This is a genomic window from Plantactinospora sp. GCM10030261 (assembly GCF_042666615.1).
In the GTDB taxonomy this organism is placed as follows: Bacteria; Actinomycetota; Actinomycetes; order Mycobacteriales; family Micromonosporaceae; genus KBS50.
Genome location: NZ_JBHTDD010000040.1, coordinates 35,937 through 49,411, shown reverse-complemented (window position 1 = coordinate 49,411; position 13,475 = coordinate 35,937). Strand labels below are relative to the sequence as shown.

Here is a 13,475-nt window from a genome sequence, read left to right as displayed (position 1 = left end):
CGCCCGCATCCGCAGCGAACGACAACGACGATGGGGCCAACCCGCCACCCGCGCAGCCTGAACCCAACACCCCGAACGTTGGTGGTCACGGCACTAGCGAGAACCGTCGTCGGATCCGCATCGAAGCCTCCGGATGATCGATGGCCGTTGAGAACTGCCTACCCCTGACCGATCGATCGCACAAATCGGGAGACCGCTGGCACTCCCCCGACCCCCACCCACCCCTTTTCTGGGTTGATCAAGAGGTTCGCGTCACCGGAAGCGCACCCTGGTGACGCAAACCTCTTGATCAACCGGGGACAGCGCTCGCGGGCCGGGACTCTTTCCGAGAAGAGCCCCGGCCCGCGCACTCACTCGGTGCGGAGGCCGTCCGGGCCCACCAGCCGCCACAACGCGGGCAGGCTCAGCACGGTCACCAGCAGGACAGTCGCCGCGCCGAGCCCGGTGGAGACGCCGACCGCCGACCAGCCGATCGAGAACGGCGCACCCACCATGCGCAGCAGCACGGCGCCGAGCGCCAGGCCGAAGCAGACCGCGAGGACCAAGCCGATCACCACGGGGACCGTCGCCTGCCACACCACCGACCAGCCGAGGGTCCCCCGCCGGGTGCCGACCGCCGCAAGCATCGCCAGCAGCCGGCGCCGTTCCCGCAACTGTTCCAGCACCCCGACCAGCATGCTGGTGCCAATCAGCAGCAGGGTCACCACAATGCCCGCGTACAGGCCTCGCCGGATCGAGGTGAACCGGTCGTCCTCCAGGGTCGCGGACTGGGCCTGCACCGATCCCGTCGGGTCGATCTGGGCCGCGACATTGCGCAGCCGCTCGATCGCGTCCGGGTCGTCGGGCGCGGTGAGCGCGAACAGGTCGACGGACAGCGCGCCGAGCCGGGGCACGTCGATCGCTCCGGGCGTGATGAGTACCCCGCGTCGCGGCCAGCCGGTGGGGTCGGGACGGGCCGGGACCCGGCGCGCGTCGGCGGGCAGGGTCCACGGCACCTCACCCGCACCGACCAGCAGGCGCGTGCCCGGAGTCGGCATCGGCGGCGGGTTTCCCTCCGCCGGTGGCCCGTCCAGCAGGAACACGTCACCGTCGGCGCACCGGTCCAGCGCCGCGAACTCGGCGAGGGCGGCACAGTCCCCGATCCGCACCGGCGCCCCGGCTCCATCCGGACCGCCGGTGCCGGCATGCGCCGACAGCGTCCCCACAACACGGCTCAGCCCCGGGGTGGCTGCCAGCCGGTCCAACGCTCCGGACGGATCGGCGACCTCGTAGACGTACGCGCTCACGGTGGCCCGGCTCGTGTCGACGCCGGTCCGGATGGTGGACTGGGCCTGCACCACGGCGAAGAGCAACTGCAACCCGATGGCCCCGGCCACGGCCACCGAGATCCCGTTCACCAGTCGGGTCGAGCCCGCTCCGTCGGCCTGCAACCGGCGAACGGCGAGCTGCCAGGCGACGGGGCCACCGCGCAGGCGGCGGACGACGACGTCGACCAGCCAGGGCAGCAGCGTGACGGTACCGACGAGCAGCAGGATCGCACCGAGGGCGACCTGGTAGCCGGTTCCCGCGTCATAGCCCGCCCGGAAGCCGTCCACCAGCGGATACAGCAGGACCAGACCGGTGGCCGGCAGCAGCAACCGCCACCACAGCCGGCGCCGGGCGGTGCCGGCGCGGCGGCTCACTCCCAGCGGTTCCACCACGACGCCACGCAGGGCCGCCAGGCCGACGACGACCGCCAGGGTGGGTACGGCGATCGCGATCAACCCGACCGCCGTCGGCAGCGGACGTACGTCGTCGGCGTAGACGTTGATCGTCCCGACGGTGACCAGCGGGGCGAGCTGGCGGCCGACCGCGAACAGCAGGCCGCCCACCACCAGACCGAGCATGGCGCCGACCGCCGCCTCGCCCGCGGCGATCCGCCGCGTCATCCGCGCGTCGGCGCCGACGAGGCGCAGCGCGGCGAGTCGCCGGTCCCGGCGCTCACCACCGAAGCGTACGGCCGCACCGAGGAACACCACGATGGGCAGCAGCAGGACGACGAAGATGATGACAACCAGCAGTCCGAGAATCGGGCCGAACTCCTCGCCCGGTGGGCCGCCGCCGAACGCGGTGACCCGCTGGGACCGGCTGGCCTGCAGCGTTTCGCTGCCTGCGTAGAAGGCCAGCTCGCTCGGGCCGGTGAGGCCGTCCCGGCCGATGGTGCCGACCATCCGGGCACCGCCCAGCCGGGGTGCGAACAGCGCGCCGTCCGGCGAGTCGAGCAGCCGGGCCAGCGCGGGCGACACCACCACCTCGCCGGCCGCGGGCAGGGCCGCCAGGCCGGGTGGGCGGGGCGCGTCCGGTCCCTCCGGACGCAGCAGCATCCCCCGCACGGCGCGGTCCCGGAAAGTGGTGTCGGCGGTCGCCACGAGCAGGGTGTCCGGGCCGGGCGGACGCTCCTGGAAGACCGGCGTCGGATCGCGGGCGTCCGTCCGTGCCTCGCGGGCCGCCACGGCACCGGGTACGGAGGCGGCGAACAGCAGCAACGTCACACCGACGCCCACCCCCAGCGCGGTCAGCGCCGTGCGGAGCCAGCCGTCCCGCCCGCCCGCGACAGCCATCCGGGCCCCGAACAGAAGCTCTCTCACAGAACCCTCCGCGCGCTCACGGAAACACCCACTGTTCGCGACTGCGGGGCTCGCAAACCCGGCTCACTCCTCGCGCTCACGGAAACACCCACTGTTCGCGACTGCGGGGCTCGCAAACCCGGCTCACTCCTCGCGCTCACGGTGCCGCCACGTGCTCGCGGGTGCGGCCGTCGCGCACCACCACCTCACGATCCGCGTACGCGGCCACCCGCGTTTCGTGGGTCACCAGCACCACGGCGGCGCCGGACTCCCGGGCCGCATCGGTGAGCAGGCGCATCACCCGTTCGCCGTTGAGCGAGTCGAGCGCGCCGGTCGGCTCGTCGGCGAAGATCGCGCGGGGTCCGGTGACCAACGCCCGGGCCACGGCGACCCGTTGGGCCTGACCACCGGAAAGCTCGCCCGGACGCTTGCCGGCCACGTCGGCCACCTCCAACCGGTCCAGCCAGGCGGCGGCCCGTTCCTCGGCGGCCCGGCGGCGCGCCCGTTCCAGGCGTAGCGGCAGGGCCACGTTCTCCAGGCAGGTCAGCTCGGGCACGAGCTGCCCGAACTGGAAGACGAAGCCGAAGTCGCGGCGGCGCAGCGCGCTACGCCCGGCGTCGGACATCGTGGTGATGTCGTGGCCGGCATAGCGCACCGAGCCCGCGTCCGGTCGGACGATGCCGGCCAGGCAGTGCAGCAGGGTGGACTTGCCCGAGCCGGACGGGCCCATCACAGCCACCAGTTCACCGGCCGTCACCGCCAGCGACGCGTCCCGCAGGGCGGGAGTCGCACCGAACGACTTGCGCAGGTTCTCGGCGCTCAGCAGGGGAGTGGTCGCCCCCGGGCCCTCGCCGGGCCCCGTGGCGCCCGGGCCGGTAATCGTTGGACCGGCGGCACGGGCCGCACCCGCGCCGGTCACCGGCGCACCTCCGCCGCCAGGTGGTCCAGCCGGGCCGCGGTCAGTTCCAGCCAGCGCAGGTCCGCCTCCAGGTGGAACAGCGCGTGATCACAGACGAGCTGGTCGGCCAGGTCGCCGCCGGTCTTGCGCCGGGTCAGCTCGCGCATCAACCGCAGGTGCTCGGCCCGCTGGACGTCCAGCAGATCGGACGCGGGGCGACCGGTCAGCAGCGCCAGCACCACCTTGGTGAACAGGACGTTCTGCAGGTATGGCTCGGGCTTCTCCGGCGTGGACAGCCAGCGCTCGACATCGGTCACCCCGGCGTGGGTGATCGCGTACCGCTTCCGGTCCGGTCCCTCGCCCGGCTCGATGGCCTCCACCTCGACCAGTCCGGCCCGGAGCAGCCGGGAGAGGGTCGCGTACACCTGGCCGTAGGCCAGCGGCCGGGCGTGACCGAAACGGTCGTCGTAGGAACGCTTGAGGTCGTACCCGTGCCGGGGGCCCGCTTCGAGCAGGGCGAGGAACGTCTGACCGATCGACATGGCACGACTATACACAGCATGTATACGCGTCGCGTATAGCCGGTTGTGGGTCGGATGCTCGGGCGGTTGCTCAGGCGAAATCGGGATGGTCGAGGCGAACGGTTACCGAATTGCCCAGATTATTAGTGATCGTGGCGACGTGGGCCCGCACCTCCACCGCCTCGAATGGGTTGGAGTCGGTCGACGCCACGATCCACATGAGGTTGCGGTCTTTGTCCAGCCGGGCGAAGAAGCCCTCCGAACCATGGGCTCCCTCGCCGCCGCATATGTAGCGAGACCCTCGGCCCACAACTGTTCGATCCTGCTCGCCATCCGTGGCGCCTCTCCGCGTCGAACCCTCACCCGTCAGCGGCGGTCCGACCCTCGCGCAGCCGGACCACCAGCCGCATCACGTGATAGACCACGATGGCGGCGGCCGAGCCGAGCGCGATGCCGTTGAACGACAGGTCACCGGCGGACAGCGTGTAGTCGGCGGCGCCGATGATGACCGCCACCGCGGCGGTCATCAGGTTCACCGGATCGTGGAAGTCGACCCGGTTCTCGATCCAGATCCGGGCGCCGAGGACGGCGATCAGCCCGTACAGCACGGTGGTGGCGCCACCGAGGACGCCCGCGGGCACGGTCTGGATCAGGGCGCCGAACTTCGGGCTCAGGCCGAGCAGCACCGCCGCAGCGCCGGCCACCCAGTAGGCAGCCGTCGAATACACCCGGGTCGCGGCCATCACGCCGATGTTCTCCGCGTACGTCGTGGTGCCCGACCCGCCGCCGGCGCCAGCGAACGCCGTCGCCAGACCGTCGCCCAGGAACGCCCGACCCATTTCCGGATCGAGGTTGCGACCCGTCATCGCCGCGACCGCCTTGACGTGTCCGGCGTTCTCGGCCATCAGCACCAGGACCACCGGGGCGATCAGCGCGATGGCATGCCAGCTGAACGTCGGTGCCGTGAAGTCGGGCAGGCCAACCCAGCGGGCGTCGGCCAGCCTGCGAGTGGCCACCGGATCGAGACCGCTCGTCAGCGCCGCCACGAGCCAGCCGACGGCGACGCCCAGCAGGATGGACAGCCGACCGAGGAAGCCTCGGAACACCACCGTGGCCAGCAGGATCGCGGCGAGCGTCAGCACCGCGATGACCGGCTGTGCGCGTACCCCGCCCTCGCCACCGCCGTGCCACGCCGTCGGCGCCAGGTTGAGGCCGATCAACGCGACGATCGCGCCGGTCACCACCGGCGGCATCAGCGCGTCGATCCACCTGGAGCCCACCGCCTGGACGACGAGCCCGACCGCGGCGAGCAGGGCACCGGCGACCACGATGCCGCCGAGCGCCGGGGCGATGTCCCCGCCGGCCTTGGCCGCCAGCACCGGCGCGATGAACGCGAACGACGAACCCAGGTAGGACGGCACCCGGTTCCGGGTGATCAGCAGGAAGATCAGGGTGCCGAGGCCGGAGAAGAACAACGTGGTGGCCGGCGGGAAGCCGGTGATGAGCGGGACGGTGAAGGTGGCGCCGAACATCGCCACCACATGCTGCACGCCGACGCCGAGCGTACGCGGCCAGGACAGCCGCTCGTGCGGACGAACGACGCCACCGGGCCGGATCGACCGGCCGTCCCCGTGCACCGTCCAGCCGAACGGACGGGTCGCTGTCTCGGTGGGATGCTCGGTCATGGGGAACACGCACCCTTCTGGTCGAACCGGTCGGGGCGCGGACAACCCGGGCACGTTTGTACCAGACGCGGGCCGCTCTCGATCATCCGGCCCGGCCCGATGCGATCTGGGGAATCAGCCAGGCGCCTCGAACAGGTCGACCTGCTCACCACCGCTGAGGGCCGGACCGGTGTGCGCCGGCGGCGGGCGGTCCGGGTCCGGCGTCCGCGAGTAGAGCCGGTCACCGCCCACCGCGCGGCGCCCGGTCACCCGGACCCCCACCAGTGGGACGGGTGCCGAGGCCGGGTCTATCGCCCGCTCGCCCCAGCGCACCCAGATCGCGGTACGCCCGGCCGCCGCCTCAGCGAGCAGCTTCTCCGCCGTCCGACGGCGCGCCCCCCGGTCGACCTCGATCACCACCGGCGCGCCGTCCGCCCGGGCGCACGCCGCGTCCACCCACGAGTGCTGGTGCTGGTACGGCGGGGGCAGCGGGAACACGCTTGCCGCGCGCCGGTACACCCGCCAGCCCTGGTCCCTGCCCCACCGCACCACCGCGTCCACCAGCAGCGCGCTCACCTGGTCGGCCGTCCGGTCCAGGAAGGTGACCCCGGCCAGCCAGGCGGCCAGCGAGTCGCGGATCCGGCCCGCGTCGTCGCCGGCCGGTGGTGGAGGGGAGGCTCCGGGTGACGCCGGGCGACGCTGGGTCGGGGCGGGATGGTCCCGAGCCGACGCCGGACGACCGTCTCCGGTCATCCGGAACCCCCGGCCACCGACGGGAGGATCTGCACCTCCGCGTCGGCCGGCACCGGCGTGGCCAGCCCGCCGACCCGCCGGCAGTCCTCACCGTCGACGTAGATGTTGACGTACCGGCGGAGTTGGCCCTGCTCGTCCCGGAGCCGGCGGTGCAGGCGTGGCCACCCGGCGGCGAGCTGGTCGAGCACCGCGGCCAGGGTGCCGGCGCCGACCGGCAGGTCCAACCGGCGCTCGCCACCGGAGTCCGGCCGGAGGGCGGCGGGAATCAGGACGGTGACCACCTCAGACCGCCACGGCGCGGACGCAGAGCACGTCCGGCAGGTGGGTCGCCACTGGCGACCACGAGTCACCCTCGTCGCGGCTGGCGTAGACCTCCCCGGAGCGGGTGCCGAAGTAGACACCGGTGGAACTGGCGTCGTCGACGCACATGGCGTCCCGCAGCACCGCCGGATAGAACGGGTCGCTCGGCAGGCCGCGGCTCAACGGCTCCCACGTGTCGCCGGCATCGACGGACCGGAACACCCGGCACCGCCTGTCGACTGGGAACCGCTCGCTGTCGGCGACCAGCGGGAACGTGTAGATCACGCCAGGCCGGCGGGGGTGCGCCACCATCGGGAAGCCGAAATCGCTGGGCAGCCCCGCGGCGATCGACGACCAGGTGCCGCCGTCGTCGTCGGAGCGGTAGACGCCGTGATGGTTCTGCGCGTACAGCCGCTCCGGATCGGAACCGTCGCGAGCCACCTTGTGTACGCACTGGCCGAACTCGGGCCACTCGTCCGGTAGGAAGTAGGCCCGGATTCCGGTGTTGCCGGCGGTCCACGAGGCGCCGCCGTCCGTCGTCCGGTAGACCCCGCCGGTCGACATGGCCACCAGCACCCGAGCCGCATCGGTGGGGTGCGGCAGCACGGTGTGGATGGCCTGGCCGCCGAACCCGGCTCCCCACTGTTTCCGGTGCGGGTGGTCCCACAGCGACCGGACCAGGTCGAAGGTCCCGCCGCCGTCGGTGGAGCGGAACAGTGCTGAGGGTTCGGTGCCGGCGTAGACCAGTCCGGGTTGGTCGGCGGCGCCGGGAGCGAGCTGCCACACCCGTCCCAGGCTGGCGCCGGTCTCCTCCGGGAAGGCGACCGGGGCGTGGTCCGGCTCGTGCCACGACGCGCCGAGATCGTCGCTGGTGGCCACGCTGGGGCCGTAGTGGGAACTCGTCATCCCGGCGAGCAACCGGGGGCGGGCCGACCGCTTGTCGATGGCCACGGCGTACACGCCGGTCATCGCGAAGTGTGGCCCCGACAGCTCCCAGCGTCCGTCGTCCGCGCCGGTGGCCAGGAACAGGCCCTTGGCCGTCCCGATGGCCAGCAGGATCGTCATGGCGTCCTCCAAGCTCCTCCGCGCCCCGTCCGGCAGTATGCCCACCGGCACCGACATCGAGCCATCACCCGACCGGGCGTGCCGTGCCGGGCACACGCGTGGCCGGTCGACCGCCGACATCGGGTTGGCGGCGACGAACTGATCGACGACAACCGTCTGATCCCCTGGGAGATAGCGTTCCGCCCTTGATCGGCTGAATGGTCATCACCAATCGTCGCGCGAACGTGGAAACCGTCGTGGTCGCCCGTCAGTTGCCGTTATCCGACGTCGGTCCGGGGCGTCCGAAATCGTTTCGGTCAGCGTGGACGAATCCGGACCGTAGGCGTTTTGTGAGGCGAGCCGCATCGCTGTTTCTCCAGGTGAACAGGGGTTGGCGAACGGGTGGTAGCGCCAGTAGTGTCGTCCCGTCCCGCCGGCTGTTGTCACCAAATGGGTGGCGTCGGCGTGGACCCGCTGAATCGTTGATAGCGAGCCGGGGACCCATCGTTCCAGGGGTGAATCCGCGGATGTCAGGTCCGTGGTAGGGCGACCTTTCCCGTCCGAATCCGTCAGCTAACCCGGCAAGCGGTTGTGGAAGGAGATCCCCTCGTGCGCCGTTTCTCCCCGCGGATCCTCCCGCGTCCCGTCAACCCGTCCGCCCCCGCGCCCACCCCGGTGGCGCCCTGACCGTCGTCAGCCAGCCGTAGGTTCGCCACGCGCGACCGTCCCGCCGGTGCCGTCCGGCCCCGGGGCGCGTCGCTCTGCCCTGCCCGGCGAGGAGCCGGGCCGGTCACCCGTACCGAACCGCTGGCGGACCCGCCGGCTCCGGGACCCTTCGCGGCCGGAGCCGGAATCCCCCTGGAGGATCCCGTGCAGCATGTCGTTGAACAGATACGCCGATTGATCAACCATCCGGCCCAGCACATCCGCCGGCTGTCCACCCGGCCCCCGTACCGCCTCGGTGTCGCCGGCGTCGCGACGGTGGCCGCGGCCGGGATGGTCACCATGGTGGTCAACCAGCCACCGGAACCGGCCGACCGCACCGCGCCGGCCGGCGTCGCCGCGGCCGCACTCGCCCCCGATGCCAGCAGCCCGGCCGCGCCGACCAGCGCCCCGGCGCCGGGCGACGCTTCGCCGAGTGACCCGGCGTCGTCGGCGGCGTCCCGGTCCGCCGCCGCGCCGACCACCCAGGCGCCGCCGAAGCCGCCCGCGACGAAGTCGCTGGCCTACGACTACCAGGCGCAGACCACGTTCTACTACTGTGGCCCGGCGGCCACCCGTATCGCGCTGTCGGCGATGGGTCGTACGCCAAGCCAGGATGACCTCGCCCGCCGGCTGAACACGTCGGAACTTGGCACCGACTCGGCGGCCGACACCACCCGGGTGCTGAACGGCCTGGGCAAGGGCGCCGACTACGTCACCCGGGAACTGCCGGGCGCACCCAGCCCCGCCCAGATGGACCGGTTGCAGGCCGACGCGGTACGTGCCATCGGCGGCGGGCGCCCGATCGTGGCGAACATCGTCGGCAGCCAGGTGGACACCGAGGGCGGCTGGCACGACTACCCGGGCGGGCACTATGTCACTGTCGTCGGCTACCGGGACCAGGGCCGACTACTCAAGATCGCAGACCCGGCCTTCGTGAACGGGCAGAGTTCGTACTGGATTACCACGATCGACCTGGCGAAGTGGATGGCCACCCGCGGTTACTCCACCTGACGCCGACCGGCTCGGCCCGCCTCGGGAGTTCGGTTCCGGGGCGGGCGACGCCAGCGACCCGGGGCCGGACCGAGCTGGGCCGGTCAGTGGCCGGCGAGCAGGGCGGTCAGCCGTAGGGCGATCTTCCCGTGGCCTCCGGCGATAACGACACGCATGCGACCCAACCTACGCGACGGCGGTCTCACCCCTGGCCAGGACCGGCGCGGCGGATCATGCTTGGATACTGGTATGCCTGTTCAGCGTGGTTCCGACCAGCCGGGACGCCGGCGCCGGTCCGAGTCGGCGGCGGGCGGTCCCGAGCCACGGTGGGTGCCGGTCGCGTCGCTGGCGCCGCTCGCCCGTGCGTTGCTCAGTGACGATCTCGGAGGGCGTGCGGAGGTCCCCAGGCACGTGGCGCAGCGGGTGACCGACGAGGCGGACCGCTGGTCGGCGTACGGCTTCAGCACGGCCGATGCGGTGCGGGCGTGGTCGGATGTGCCGCCGGCCGCGGCCGCCTACCTCGCGGAGCGGCGGGTGCCGCCGGAGGTACTGGACCTGCCGACGACCGTCGGTCGGGCTTCCGTCCCGCTGAAGCTGGCCATCGCGACCGGGGTGCTGCCGGTTGAGCGGGCGTACGAACTGCTGGTCGCCACCGGCGAACATCGGCCGGAGGCATCGAACGGCTCGGCTGTCCCGACAATCCCGAGCGTCCCGCCCGATCCGATTCCCGTGGACGCCTCGCTGGCGGCAAGCACCCCGAACTGGTCAGGTCCGGTGGACGACCAACCGGCGCGGCGGGCGGCGAGCAGCCGGCCGGTCGCCCCCGTGGTCTTCTCGCACGACGTGAACCGCCGATCGCAGCCCGCCGACGAGTGGGCGGAACGGCCTACCGCCACGGACGGACGCCGGCGGTCGGCCGATAGATCCGGTAGGAACCGATCGCGCTGACCGCGGGGATTGTCTGTCGCCGCCGCAGCCGGTCGCGGAACGCCCGGTCGGCCGGCCCGTCCGCGACGAACACGTACGCCGGATCCGCCGCGGCCGCGACCCGGGCGCGGTAGGCCCCGTAGCGGTCCTGGCCCGGCCGCAGGTCGGGCCCGAGGACCGCGCAGACCACCCGTTCCCGGGTGTTGAAGACGAGCCGGTTGCAGGTCCAGTATTCGGCGTAGACGTGTCGGATCCCGGCCCGATCGATGGCCGCCGCGAGCGCCCTGGCCTCGCCTTCCTCGGCCCGCATGGGGTCGGCCCGGCGCACTAGGTCGACGCTGCCCCACAGCATGCCCACGACAAGTGCGGCGAGCGCGGCGGCCGGTAGTCCGGCGAGCAAGGCACCGAACCGTGGCCGCGCCGACCGCGTGCCGGTCCCGTCCTGGCCGGTCCCGCCTTGGCCGGCCCCGCGTGCGCCGGGCCCGCGTGCGCCGGCCTCGCGTGCGCCAGCCGCGCGCGGTCCGGCGCGCGGTCCGGCAGCCCGGTCCGGTCGTTGCCCGGGAAGGTCGATCGGGGCCAGCCGGGCGGTGGCCCGCCAGAGCGGCCACAACACCACCGGAAGCGAGATCTGCAGCATCGACAGGTAGCGGGCGGTCGCCACCGGGGCGGTGCCGGCCAGGTCGTTACGGACGTATCCGACAAGGGTCAGCGCCGCCCCGCAGACAAGCGCGAGCCGCACCGCGGTCACCACCCTGCCGGTCCGGGACCGGCGCAGGTCGACAAGCGCGAGCACGGTGGCCGCGCCGAGCAGCACCGGGTACGCCAGCCCCCACCAGACCTGGGTCGGCACGCAGCGGTCCGGCGGGCAGAGGCCGGTGGCCAGCGGGATGCCGACCTCGACGGTGCCGTGCAGCCGCTGGCCGAGGGTGGCGGGCGCGCTCACGCCGTTGCTCAGTTCCCGGAACACCGACCAGGAGTCGTGGCCCGGCGGGGCACGCAGGTTGTCCGCGAGCAGCGGCAGCAGGCCGACCAGGAACCCACCGGTCAGCAGGACACCGGCCCGGCCGACCACCTCCCGCCCGGCCGCCACCAGCAGCGCCAGCACCGCGACCGTGAGGTACGGAACGGCCAGCCAGTCGTCCCACAACACCAGCCCGGTGACCAGTCCGAAGACGGCGTACGTCAACGATCGGTGCCGGATCCGGCGCTCGCCCAGCCCCAGCGCGGCGAGCAGCAGCAGGATGATCGCCGGCTTGACCTCGGGGCGGCCGCCGACGGCCGTCAACTGGTCCCGGATCACCCGCTCGGAACCGAGGGCGAGCAGACCGACGGTGAACGTGGCCAGCCAGGGGGAGAAGGCCCGCCGGGTGAGGCGGTACGTCAGGACCACGAAGGCCGCCCACAGTACGAGCAGCGGCAGCCGGAGGGTGACCCAACCCGCGCCGGCGACCGCGAACAGCGGCGCCGCCAGGTAGGACTCGACAGTGCCCATGTAGCGCTGCCCGTACAGGAAGATCGGAAAGTGCCGCCCCTCGGCGATGTGCATGGCGACCAGGCCGAACGTCGCCTCGTCGCTGTTCGATCCCGGCACGGTAGCCAGCAGCAGGACCAGCCGGTAGCCGAAGCCGGCCACGCCGAGGACGACGGCCACCGCGGCCGGCCGGTCGATCCACCGCCGGCCCGGAGCTGGGCGACCGCGGCGGCGACCGCGGCCGGGCCCGGTGGTCGACCTGCTCAGCACCCGTGCCACACCCCCGTGTTCCCGCCCACGTCATCCATCCGAAAGCGTCTCATTTCAGCGTACGAACCGGATCTTTTTCGCGAACAACCCCAACCACGGCGGTGCTGATCACCGCGACGTGCCGGCCCCGGCGGGGTGTGGCAAGGTGGCAGCGTGTCGCTCATTCCCGTAGGCCAGGCAGTGGCGAGACCCCTGCATCGCGCCGCGCGGATCGAGGACGCGATCCACCAGGTGGTCGAGCGCCGCCTGCGACGGCGGGGTTGGCGGCCGGCGATCGTCGCCTACACCGGGTACGGGGCACCGGGCTGGACCCGGGTGATGGCGCGGGTGCTGCTGAGCCGCCACGACGCCCGATCCACCCGGCGCCCGGAGAAGGTCCGCGGCTGGCGCAGCTTCACCACGCTGCCGGCCAAGCACACGCCGGTGGTGATCGAGGCCGGTGGTCGGCGGCACGAGGCCCGGACCGACCGCAGCGGCTTCATCGACATCACGGTCGACGCCGACCTCACCCCCGGCTGGGGAGCGGTGCGGGTGAGCTGCGCCGACGCCGACCCGGTCGACGCGCCGGTGCGCATTCTCGACCCCGCCGTCCGGTTCGGCATCATCTCCGACATCGACGACACGGTGATGGTCACCGCGCTGCCCCGGCCGCTGCTCGCCGCCTGGAACACGTTCGTCCTCGACGAGCACGCCCGGGCCGCCGTACCGGGGATGGCGGTGCTGTACGAGCGGCTGGTCGCCGCCCACCCCGGCGCCCCCGTCTTCTACCTGTCGACCGGTGCCTGGAACGTCGCCCCCGCGCTCACCCGCTTCCTGTCCCGGCACCTGTACCCGGCGGGTCCGCTGCTGCTCACCGATTGGGGACCGACCCACGACCGGTGGTTCCGCAGCGGTCAGGAACACAAGCGGGCCACCCTGGCCCGGCTGGCCCGGGAGTTCCCCGACGTGCGGTGGCTGCTGATCGGCGACGACGGCCAGCACGACCAGGAGATCTACGCCGAGTTCGCGGCGGCGCACCCGACAAGCGTGGCCGGCGTGGCGATCCGGCGACTCTCACCCACCCAGGCGGTGCTGGCCGGCGCCTTTCCCGCGCCGTCCGGCGACCCGTCGGACACCGGACCGGACGGCCAGCGGTGGCTCTCCGCGCCGGACGGCGCCGGCCTCTACAAGCTCCTACACCGCGCCGACCTGGTCTAACCCGTCCACCCACCCGCACCCCCCACCGGTCCCGTCCCCTGTCGTCTGTCGATCAAGAGGTTGGCGGGGTTTGGGAGCATTCCCAGCGCCCCAAACCTCTTGATCAACGAGGCAGGGCGGAGGGGGAGC

At 72.7% G+C, this 13,475-nt stretch carries 11 protein-coding genes and 1 riboswitch; of the genes, 3 read left to right on the top strand and 8 right to left on the bottom strand.

From position 1 onward, the window contains the following. Nucleotides 1-350: 350 nt before the first annotated feature. From ACFQUZ_RS30150 to ACFQUZ_RS30120, 7 genes are all read right to left on the bottom strand, one after another. Nucleotides 351-2,627 carry an FtsX-like permease family protein gene (locus tag ACFQUZ_RS30150; RefSeq protein ID WP_377448295.1) on the bottom strand — a complete coding sequence of 759 codons (2,277 nt, stop codon included), beginning with the start codon at nt 2,625-2,627 and terminating at the stop codon, nt 351-353. A 136-nt stretch (nt 2,628-2,763) separates the two neighbouring features. After that, nucleotides 2,764-3,486: an ABC transporter ATP-binding protein gene (locus ACFQUZ_RS30145; protein ID WP_377448301.1), complete on the bottom strand. Its 723-nt coding sequence runs from the start codon at nt 3,484-3,486 to the stop codon at nt 2,764-2,766. A 35-nt stretch (nt 3,487-3,521) separates the two neighbouring features. Then, entirely contained in the window at nt 3,522-4,046 is a 525-nt protein-coding gene (locus ACFQUZ_RS30140; RefSeq protein WP_377448293.1) for a PadR family transcriptional regulator, read from the bottom strand. 338 nt (nt 4,047-4,384) lie between these two features. After that, nucleotides 4,385-5,710 carry a uracil-xanthine permease family protein gene (locus ACFQUZ_RS30135; RefSeq protein WP_377448292.1) on the bottom strand — a complete coding sequence of 442 codons (1,326 nt, stop codon included), beginning with the start codon at nt 5,708-5,710 and terminating at the stop codon, nt 4,385-4,387. Nucleotides 5,711-5,824: 114 nt separating this feature from the next. Beyond that, nucleotides 5,825-6,442 carry a hypothetical protein gene (locus ACFQUZ_RS30130; protein ID WP_377448290.1) on the bottom strand — a complete coding sequence of 206 codons (618 nt, stop codon included), beginning with the start codon at nt 6,440-6,442 and terminating at the stop codon, nt 5,825-5,827. After that, complete coding sequence (locus ACFQUZ_RS30125) at nt 6,439-6,723, bottom strand: MoaD/ThiS family protein (RefSeq protein WP_377448288.1); 285 nt, start codon at nt 6,721-6,723, stop codon at nt 6,439-6,441. Before ACFQUZ_RS30125 ends, ACFQUZ_RS30130 begins: the two co-directional genes overlap by 4 nt. Nucleotide 6,724: 1 nt before the next feature. Beyond that, nucleotides 6,725-7,807, bottom strand: a complete 1,083-nt coding sequence (locus tag ACFQUZ_RS30120) for a WD40/YVTN/BNR-like repeat-containing protein (protein WP_377448286.1) — start codon at nt 7,805-7,807, stop codon at nt 6,725-6,727. 441 nt (nt 7,808-8,248) lie between these two features. Continuing rightward, a riboswitch (cyclic di-AMP (ydaO/yuaA leader) is annotated at nt 8,249-8,389 on the top strand. 255 nt (nt 8,390-8,644) lie between these two features. Here ACFQUZ_RS30120 and ACFQUZ_RS30115 point away from each other — a divergent pair. Both ACFQUZ_RS30115 and ACFQUZ_RS30110 read left to right on the top strand, forming a co-directional pair. Beyond that, entirely contained in the window at nt 8,645-9,502 is an 858-nt protein-coding gene (locus tag ACFQUZ_RS30115; RefSeq protein WP_377448300.1) for a C39 family peptidase, read from the top strand. A gap of 228 nt (nt 9,503-9,730) precedes the next feature. Next, nucleotides 9,731-10,429 carry a hypothetical protein gene (locus ACFQUZ_RS30110; protein WP_377448284.1) on the top strand — a complete coding sequence of 233 codons (699 nt, stop codon included), beginning with the start codon at nt 9,731-9,733 and terminating at the stop codon, nt 10,427-10,429. On the opposite strand, the gene ACFQUZ_RS30105 is transcribed toward ACFQUZ_RS30110, so the two are convergent. Then, nucleotides 10,368-12,149 carry a hypothetical protein gene (locus tag ACFQUZ_RS30105; RefSeq protein ID WP_377448282.1) on the bottom strand — a complete coding sequence of 594 codons (1,782 nt, stop codon included), beginning with the start codon at nt 12,147-12,149 and terminating at the stop codon, nt 10,368-10,370. The genes ACFQUZ_RS30110 and ACFQUZ_RS30105 overlap by 62 nt on opposite strands. A 153-nt stretch (nt 12,150-12,302) precedes the next feature. On the opposite strand from ACFQUZ_RS30105, the gene ACFQUZ_RS30100 reads away from it, so the two are divergent. Continuing rightward, nucleotides 12,303-13,346, top strand: coding sequence for an App1 family protein (locus ACFQUZ_RS30100; protein WP_377448280.1), 1,044 nt, complete (start codon nt 12,303-12,305; stop codon nt 13,344-13,346). Nucleotides 13,347-13,475: the final 129 nt, after the last annotated feature.

Coding starts and splice junctions, on each gene's coding strand:
- ACFQUZ_RS30130 (WP_377448290.1), bottom strand. CDS start 6,442: ATGACCGGAGACGGTCGTCCGGCGTCGGCTCGGGACCATCCCGCCCCG.
- ACFQUZ_RS30120 (WP_377448286.1), bottom strand. CDS start 7,807: ATGACGATCCTGCTGGCCATCGGGACGGCCAAGGGCCTGTTCCTGGCC.
- ACFQUZ_RS30110 (WP_377448284.1), top strand. CDS start 9,731: ATGCCTGTTCAGCGTGGTTCCGACCAGCCGGGACGCCGGCGCCGGTCC.
- ACFQUZ_RS30135 (WP_377448292.1), bottom strand. CDS start 5,710: ATGACCGAGCATCCCACCGAGACAGCGACCCGTCCGTTCGGCTGGACG.
- ACFQUZ_RS30140 (WP_377448293.1), bottom strand. CDS start 4,046: ATGTCGATCGGTCAGACGTTCCTCGCCCTGCTCGAAGCGGGCCCCCGG.